This is a genomic window from Aeromonas sp. s7(2024), assembly GCF_040907825.1.
GTDB classification, from domain to species: Bacteria; Pseudomonadota; Gammaproteobacteria; order Enterobacterales; family Aeromonadaceae; genus Aeromonas; species Aeromonas veronii.
Window position 1 is genome coordinate 533,928 of sequence record NZ_JBFOCM010000016.1, and the last position, 8,702, is coordinate 542,629.

Annotated in this window: 5 protein-coding genes and 2 pseudogenes; all 7 read left to right on the forward strand. The window is 52.8% G+C overall.

What is annotated here, in order from left to right; genetic code table 11:
- Positions 1-75 precede the first annotated feature (75 nt).
- The gene (locus AB5Y73_RS07505; RefSeq protein ID WP_005350980.1) at positions 76-2,220 is read left to right on the forward strand and encodes a type I secretion system permease/ATPase; all 2,145 of its coding nucleotides are present in this window, start codon (positions 76-78) and stop codon (positions 2,218-2,220) included.
- Positions 2,213-3,646: an HlyD family type I secretion periplasmic adaptor subunit gene (locus tag AB5Y73_RS07510; RefSeq protein ID WP_181294836.1), complete on the forward strand. Its 1,434-nt coding sequence runs from the start codon at positions 2,213-2,215 to the stop codon at positions 3,644-3,646. Before AB5Y73_RS07505 ends, AB5Y73_RS07510 begins: the two co-directional genes overlap by 8 nt.
- A gap of 37 nt (positions 3,647-3,683) precedes the next feature.
- On the forward strand, positions 3,684-5,009 hold the full coding sequence (locus AB5Y73_RS07515; protein ID WP_107682175.1) for a TolC family outer membrane protein: 1,326 nt from the start codon (positions 3,684-3,686) through the stop codon (positions 5,007-5,009).
- A 135-nt stretch (positions 5,010-5,144) separates the two neighbouring features.
- Positions 5,145-5,897, forward strand: coding sequence for a transglutaminase-like cysteine peptidase (locus AB5Y73_RS07520; RefSeq protein WP_223849329.1), 753 nt, complete (start codon positions 5,145-5,147; stop codon positions 5,895-5,897).
- Between the two features lie 3 nt (positions 5,898-5,900).
- Positions 5,901-7,826, forward strand: coding sequence for an EAL domain-containing protein (locus AB5Y73_RS07525; protein ID WP_107682176.1), 1,926 nt, complete (start codon positions 5,901-5,903; stop codon positions 7,824-7,826).
- A gap of 99 nt (positions 7,827-7,925) precedes the next feature.
- Positions 7,926-8,264, forward strand: a pseudogene (locus tag AB5Y73_RS07530) (IS3 family transposase); the annotation flags it as partial.
- Between the two features lie 89 nt (positions 8,265-8,353).
- Positions 8,354-8,608, forward strand: a pseudogene (locus AB5Y73_RS07535) (transposase); the annotation flags it as partial.
- Positions 8,609-8,702 lie beyond the last annotated feature (94 nt).

The window sequence follows — 8,702 nt, forward strand, 5'->3', positions numbered from 1 at the left end:
TTTAGCGTGGCGATAGCAGGGAAATATGAGCGATGAACGCTCTTATCTACCTCATTTATGCAGTGACAGGATGCTATGCAAGCAGAAACAAGTCGTATTGATGAGTTATTGGAGTGTCTGGTCTTCTTGACCCGTTTTTATGGTGTACCCAACAGTCAGGATGCCCTGACGACCGGGTTGCCACTGGTCTCCGGACGCCTGACAACCGCACTCTTTTGCCGTGCTGCCGAGCGGGGCGGGTTATCCGCCCGTGAAGTGATCCAGCCACTGGCCGATATTTCTCCCTTGCTGCTGCCTTGTGTATTGCAGATGCGCAGTGGTGGCGCCTGCATTTTGCTGGAGTGGAACGAAGATCGCAGCCAGGGGAAAGTGATTTTCCCGCAGGCCGGTGATGCCGCGCAATGGCTGACCGCAGCCCAATTGGGTGATGAGTATCTGGGGCGCCTCTTCTATGTAAAGAAGCAGTTCAAGTTTGACGAGCGCTCTCCCAAGGTGCTGGAAACCCGTGATGGACACTGGTTCTGGAGCACCTTGTTCGAATCCCGCGGTATCTATCGCGATGTGCTGATCGCCTCCATTCTGATCAACCTGTTTGCCATCGCCAGCCCTCTTTTCACCATGAACGTCTATGACAAGATTGTGCCCAATCTGGCGTTTGATTCACTCTGGGTGCTGGCGGTCGGGGCCATGGTGGTCTTTACCTTCGATTTTGTGATGCGGCAGTTGCGTAGTTACTTTATCGACATTGCCGGTAAAAAGTCTGATGTGCTGCTGTCCGCCAAGATTTTCGCCAAGGTGATGGGCATGCGGATGGAGTCTCGTCCCGCTTCCACTGGCGCGTTCGCCAAACATCTGCAGGAATTTGAATCGGTGCGTGAGTTTTTCACCTCTGCAACGGTTTCTACTCTTATCGATCTGCCTTTTGCCGTCTTCTTCCTTTTTATTATCTGGATGTTTGCAGGCGTAATGGTGGTGGTTCCCATCGTCGCCATGCTGATCCTCATCGCCTACAGCTTCTATATTCAAGAGCCCCTCAAGCAGTCCATCGAAGAGGGTTCACGCCTTGCGTCCCAGAAGAACGCCAACCTGATTGAAAGTATTTCCGGGCTGGAAACCGTCAAGATTTTCGGCGCCGAGAGCATGTTCCAGCATCGCTGGGAGCAGGCCGTCTCCCATATTTCCACCTGGGGCGTACAGACCCGCCGCATTACCAACTCCATGTCCTCGCTGGCCAGCTATATCCAGCAGGTGGTGACGGTCGGTCTGGTGATCGTCGGTGTTTACCAGATCTCCGAAGGTTTGGTCACCATGGGGGGCATGATTGCCGCCGTGATGCTCTCCAGCCGCGCCATTGCGCCCATGGTGCAACTCTCCGTGTTGTCGACCCGTTATAACCAGGCCAAGTCAGCACTGGATATTCTGGAAAAAATCATGCAAACCCCGGGAGAGCAGGAGGAGGGCAAGCAATATATCCATCATCCGGTGATTGCCGGTCGCATTGAATTTGAAAATGTCTCCTTCAAATATCCGGGAATGGAAACCAGCACCCTGCACAATATCAATTTGCGCATTCAGCCGGGCGAAAAGGTGGCGATTATCGGCCGGATTGGGGCGGGTAAAACGACCCTCGAGAAGCTGTTGATGGGGTTGTATCGACCGACCGATGGCTCGGTACGTATCGACGGTTTTGAACTCGATCAACTGCCACCTGCGGTGATCCGTCGCAATATCGGCTGTGTTCCGCAAGATGTCATTCTCTTTTTCGGATCGGTGCGGGACAACATCATGCTGGGTAATCCGCTGGTGGATGATGTGAGAGTCTTGCGCGCAGCCAAGCGGGCGGGTGTCACCAACTTTACCAACCGGGATCCTAACGGGCTGGATCGGCAGATAGGCGAGGGTGGCCGTCAGCTATCCGGTGGCCAGCGTCAGTCGATCCTGCTGGCACGCGCCCTGCTCAATGATCCCCCCATTCTGGTGATGGATGAGCCGACCTCCAACATGGACAACCAGTCCGAGATGCAGGTCAAACAGGAGCTAGCCAGACTGGGCCCGGAAACCACATTGATCCTCATCACTCACAAAACCTCGATGCTGGATGTGGCATCGCGAGTGATCGTTATCGAGCAGGGGCAGATCGTTGCTGATGGCCCCAAAGAGGTGGTGTTGCAGCAGTTGAAGGAAGGCAAGGTGCGCGTGCAGGAGGTGTCCCATGGTTAAGGGGCTCATGGACTGGTTCAAGCGCAGCAAAAAGACGCCTTCCGGCGAGGTATTGCCAGCACCCGAGCATCTGGAGTTTGTCGATGACGGCGCGGCAGCTGTACTGCTGACCACGCCGACCGGAGCTCGTATCCTGCTATGGTGCTGTTTCCTCTTTTTCATGAGTGCCATCGTCTGGGCGGCCTGGGCCGAACTGGATGAAGTCACCGTGGGTCAGGGCAAGGTTATTCCGTCCCGTCAGCTGCAGGTGATCCAGAACCTGGAAGGGGGGATCGTCAAAGAGATCTTCGTTAAAGAGGGGGATATCGTCGAAAAGGGACAGCCTCTGCTGCGCATTGATGACACCCGTTTCCGCTCCGACTTTAGAGAACGGGAGCAAGAGGTAGTCACTCTAAAGGGGGATGTGGCTCGTCTGCGCGCCGAGATGGCCAGCGTCGAGGTGAAAAACGACCCGGCACTGGGGTGGCGTGAACAGGTCGTGGTAGGTGAAGCGCCAATCCAGTTTCCCGATGGTTATGAAACCGTTTTTGCCGAATACGCACACCGTGAGCGCTCTGTACAGCGGGATCGCCTCAATAACCTGAAGAACCAGCTCTATATTCTTGGTCAGCAAATCGAACAGAAAGAGCAGGAGCTGATTGAACTGAATGCCAAGATCCGCACCGTGAATCGCAGTGTGGATCTGGCCAGACAGGAACTGAATATTAGCCGTCCGCTGGCGAAAGAAGGTATAGTGCCTCAAGTGGAGCTAATCAAGCTTGAGCGGCAGGTCAACGAGATGCAGGGGGAGCTGGAGAGCAACCGTCTGCTGATCCCAAAACTCAATTCGGTACTGCGTGAGACCATCTCCAAGCGTAATGATATTGCGCTGAAGTTCAGAGCAGATTCCCAGACTGAACTGAATGAGAAACAGGGGCGGCTTGGCCAGTTATCAGAAGGGCAGGTTGGCTTGCGAGACAGGGTTGACCGGACCAGCGTGATTGCACCGCTCAAGGGCACCATCAAGAAGCTCAAGATCAACACCCTGGGCGGCGTGGTTCAGCCCGGCATGGATTTGATGGAGATTGTGCCGCTGGAGGATACCTTGCTGGTAGAAGCCAAGGTGTCACCGAAAGATATCGCCTTCCTGCGACCGGGGCTGGATGCCATCGTCAAAATTACTGCCTACGACTTTACAATCTATGGAGGATTGTATGGCAAGGTTGAACAGATAAGTGCGGATTCGATCCAGGATGAGGAGGGGAACTCCTTTTATCTGGTTCGGGTTCGAACAGAGAAAAGTTACTTGGGCGATGAGCTTAACGCACTTCCCATCATCCCCGGTATGTTAGCCAGTGCTGATATCATTACTGGTAAAAAAAGTGTCCTAGACTATTTGCTTAAGCCGATTTTACGGGCAAAGCAGTCGGCACTGAGAGAACGATAAGCCAACAATCTAAAAACAAAACATGACTGGAGATAACATGAAAAAAACGATTGTTGCCATGCTGGTCAGTGGCTGCATCCTGATCCCTAGTTTGGGTCAGGCCCAGACTCTGGAAGAGTCGGTGGCACAGACACTTGCTACGCATCCCAAGATCAAGGAAGCGTTTGATCTGTATCAGGCACGACTCTATCAGCATGATGGAGCCAAGGGTGGCTATTATCCTACGATCGATCTGCGTGGTGGCGTAGGCTATGAAAAAACTGACAGCCCTTCTACCCGTGCTGCCAGTGCCAACAGCAATATTGATGATTCCATGACTCGCAAGGAGGCTGGACTCAGTCTGCGGCAAATGTTGTTTGATGGCTTTGATGTCAGCAACAACGTCTCCAGAACCGAAGCTGAAGCCAATGCCCAGCGTCTGGCGATGATCTCCGAAGCTGAAAATACCGCGCTGCGAGTAGCTGAGGTCTACCTCAATATGCTGCGCCAGCAGGAGATCCTGGAGCTTTCCAAACAAAACCTGGAAACCCACGAACAGATCCGCAGCGACATCAGCAAGCGGACTGATTCAGGGCTTGGCTCTACTGCGGATCAGACCCAGATTGAAGGTCGTGTTGCCCGGGCCTATTCAAATCAGGCCGCTGCCGAAAACAACTATCGCGACGCAGAGAGTGAATTTATTCGTGTCGTGAACGAGGTACCAAAAGATCTGGTACAGCCGGTTCCCAATACCGAGCTTATCCCGGCCAGCCTCGATAGTGCGCTGAAAACGGCGACCGAAGTCCACCCGACCCTGCTCTCTTCCCTGCAGGATATCGAAGCGGCCAAGTATCAACATGAAGGCGCCAAATCCGGTTTCTACCCGAATGTAACATTCGAGGTCGATCAGAACTGGAATGAGGATATCGATGCGGTCAAAGGGCGCAACGATGATCTGAGCGCAATGGTGCGCATGCGTTACAACCTGTTCCGTGGCGGTTCTGATGTGGCAGAGAGCAATGCAACATCGGCGCTCTACTCTCAGGCGAAAGACATTCACTTGAATGCGTTTCGCCAGGTTGAGGAAGGCACTCGTCTGGCCTGGAACGCGAAAGAGTCGCTGGCCAAGCAAAAGACCTTCCTGAAAGAGCATGTTGACGCCAGCTATGACACCGTACAGGCATACAAGAAGCAGTTTGGGTTGGGTCAACGGACATTGCTGGACGTATTGAACACCGAGAACGAACTGTTCGAGGCGCGTCGCAGCTATATCACTGCCGAGTATGATGCACTGCTGGCGGACTATCGCATTCTCAACGCTACAGGTAGCCTGCTCAATGCATTTAGCGTCAAACAACCCGCTGAATGGCAGGCCAGGCAATAACCGTTTGCCCATGATCCCGCTGGGATCATGAACGCCAATATGGTGACTGCTGCTGGCAGTCACCATGTTTGGCTAAAGCAGATGGTTGCACGGGCTTTGAGGAGTGCAGCAGCAATAATGCAGCAGGAATATGACGTGACACTCCAGCGCGGAACCGGCGGCAGATGGTGTTATCTTCTTAATGAATGGAGATACCGATCCTTACGCGCTCTGCGCCACTCCTTATGGATCCTGCTGTTACCCTTCTCACTTCTGCTCTGTGCCAGTCAGCCTCTGCCACAGGAAGATCTCAACTTGATCAAACGGGCGGAGCAGACCTATGGCGCCAGAGCCGGCAAGCGTGTAACTAGTTGGCGTATGCTGGTCATGGAGACGAAGGGCAGGGCCCTGAGCGAAGAAAAAAAGCTTGAGCGGGTAAATAATTTTTTCAATCGGATGCGTTTTATTGACGATATCAAGTTGTGGCGCAAAAAGGATTATTGGGCAACCCCGCTAGAATTTTTGGGAGCCGCTGGGGGAGACTGTGAAGATTTCAGTATCGCCAAATACTCTACGCTGCTCGAGCTTGGGATCCCGGATGATAAAATGCGGATGGTGTACGTTAAGGCTCTTGATTACAACCAGTTTCACATGGTGGTGGCATATTATGAGACACCCTCTTCCGTTCCGGTTATTTTGGATAATTTGATAGGCTCGATTCGCCCTGCCACACAGCGGCGTGATCTGGTGCCTATTTACAGTTTTAACGGTAGTCACTTGTGGTTGATGAAGGCACGAGGCCAAGGGGAACTGGCTGGTCAATCATCCCGCTTGGGATTATGGAATGATTTACGCAATCGCATGACCTCGGGGCGATTGGCTCGGCCAGTGGTGAATTTGGATGATTAACCTATGACGCTCTATCGACAGTTATTAGCCACCATGCTGCTGCTGTTTGGATTGTTATTTGCGGCCACATACTGGGTGCAATTCAATTCAACCCGCACTTATCTGGCGCAGCAACAGGAAACAACGGTCATCAATACGGCAACCTCACTGGGGCTTGCGCTCACCCCCTATCTGGAAAACGGTGACAAGGTTGGTGCCGAGTCGGTGATCCAGGCCATTTTTGATGGTGGCTATTATCGACTAGTTCGCCTTGATCTGCTGGCATCAAAGGATGTCATCGAGCAGGAAAATACCAACAATATTCAGGGAGTGCCACAGTGGTTTGTGAAATTGGGACTGTTTCCTGAGGTATCCAACGAGTCAATTCTGACGTCTGGCTGGTTGCAGCTTGGAAAATTAAAAGTAGTGGGTCACCCCGGCCAGGCTTATTACGAGTTGTGGCGTGGGATGAGTGAGCTGGCGAGCTGGTTTCTGGTCGGCTTTTTGATCACCACAATTTTGTTGATGAGAGCACTCAACTACTTGCTCAAGCCACTCAAACAGATCTGTGATCAAGCCGTAGAGATCGAGCTGCACCATTTCGGTCATACGATCCCGGAGCCTAAAACCCATGAATTGAAGCAGGTCGTTCAGGCGATCAACACCCTCTCAAGCAAGTTGGCGTTGCAGTTCAAAGAGCAAGCCGATGAGGCCGAGAAATTGCGTGAGCGGGTTTATGTCGATGCCGTGTCAGGGCTTGGCAACCGAGCCTATTTTGTGGGTCAGGTAAACGCATGGATAGCGGAGGCTGGTCAAGGTGGTGTCATGCTGGTTGCGGTCGACATGCTGGATGATATCTATCGCGATGAAGGCTTTGCTGCCCGCGACAACATGGTTAAATCGATAGCTCAGGTCTTGAGAGAGCAATTAAAAGGGTGGGATGGCGCAGCCTTGGCACGGATCTCCGCGACGGAATATGCGCTGCTCTGTCCAACTGACGATCTGACTCAGCTAAAAGAGCTGGCTGAAGTGATTAATAGCCGCATTGCCGATCTGGTGGTGAATCCAATGGGCGAAGGGGATGCGCTCTCCGTCATCGGTATTGCCGGTCGTGATGGCAATGATGATCTCTCTGCCTTGTTGACCAAAGCCGATAATGCGCTTGGCAAGGCGCGCAATGAACGCCGTGGTGCTGTGGTGATGGAAGGGGGGACCGAGCAAGGTTTGATGGGGCGTTTGGCCTGGCGAGATCTGGTACAAGATGCAATTTCACGACAACTTTGGCGCTTCAAAGCACAACCAGCTTGCCGGTTTGATAATGGAGCAAGGTTGCATGCCGAGCTGTTTGCTTCTATCTCTCGGGATGGCACAGATTATTTTGCAGGTCAGTTCTTGCCCGCGATTGAACAGTTCAAATTGGGTGGCGAGTTTGACCAGGCGGTGCTTGATGCTTGCGTTCCATTACTGCAAAAACAGTCTGATCTGGTACTGGCGATCAACATCACTGCTGGCTCGCTCTGCTCGGATGAGTTTTTAACCTGGCTGACGCGCTATCTGACCGAGCATGCAGAGCTCAAAGAGCGGTTATTATTTGAAATACCTGAAGCTGCCATCATGAAACATAAAGACAACGTGGCTGCGTTGGTGGACACCTTGCAAGCTCATGGCTTCCAGTGGGGGGTTGACCACTATGGTCGTCACTTCCAGTCTCTGGGCTATCTGGAGGAGTTGTCGCCGGCTTATGTCAAGGTTGATCACGGTTATACCAGTCAGGTCATGGAGCCGGGGGCTGACACCTCATTCCTGGCTGCAGTGTGTCGCGCCGCACACAATGCCGGTGTGACCACCATTGCGACCCGCGTCGAGGATCAACATCAAGTGGAATTGCTTTCCAAGTTGCATATCGATGGTTACCAGGGATTCGTTCATCCTGCCTTCCCATTGTCTTGAATTAAATGCTGAAAATGGCCCCGATAGGGGCCTTTTTTATACCAGTTGTCCCGTCCTGAATATGGTTTACACCTTTCCCCCATATAAATGGAGAGCCCGATGGGACAAGGTGTGAAACGGACACAGCGCGATTACTCGCTGACTTTTAAACTGGCGCTGGTCGGGCAGATTGAAAAAGGCGAGCTCACCTACAAACAGGCTCAGGTGCGTTATGGCATTCAGGGCCGCTCCACCGTTCTGGTATGGTTGCGTAAACATGGTCGGCAAGATTGGAGCCAGGGGGCTTCTGTGCGTGCTGGCAGGAGCATCACCATGCCTGACCCCGACAACCAGACGCCCGAACAGCACATCAAGGAACTCGAGCAGCAGCTGGCGCTGATGAGTCAGAAAGCCGAGTTCTTTGAGGCTGTCATCGATGTCCTGAAGAATGACTACGGGCGGCGTTGTTTCCCAAATCGATGCAGTTTGAAGGGAACTAACTGGGGACTCGGTGATCTGATCACCACCATCCTCTTCAAATCTGCATCATGGGCACGTCGCTTCTCCCCATCACCAACTGGCCTCAATACAACCAGTCTTTGATTAACTGTGGTTCACTCTCCTTCTGGGTTGATGCCGAGGCCATGAGCAACTGGTTTCACCACGAGCATCATGGGCGGCGGGGCCGCAGCCAGCTTTACACTGACCAGACCATCGCAACCTTCCTAATGCTCAAGGGGATTTTCAACCTTACTCTGCGAGCAACACAGGGACTACTCGACTCCCTGTTCGAGTTGATGAATTGTAGTGGTCTAATCATCCCGGACACCATTTTAGGTGGTACAGTCGCCACCATGACCTGAGGTGTTCAATGACAAGATTACGTCGCTCATTTAC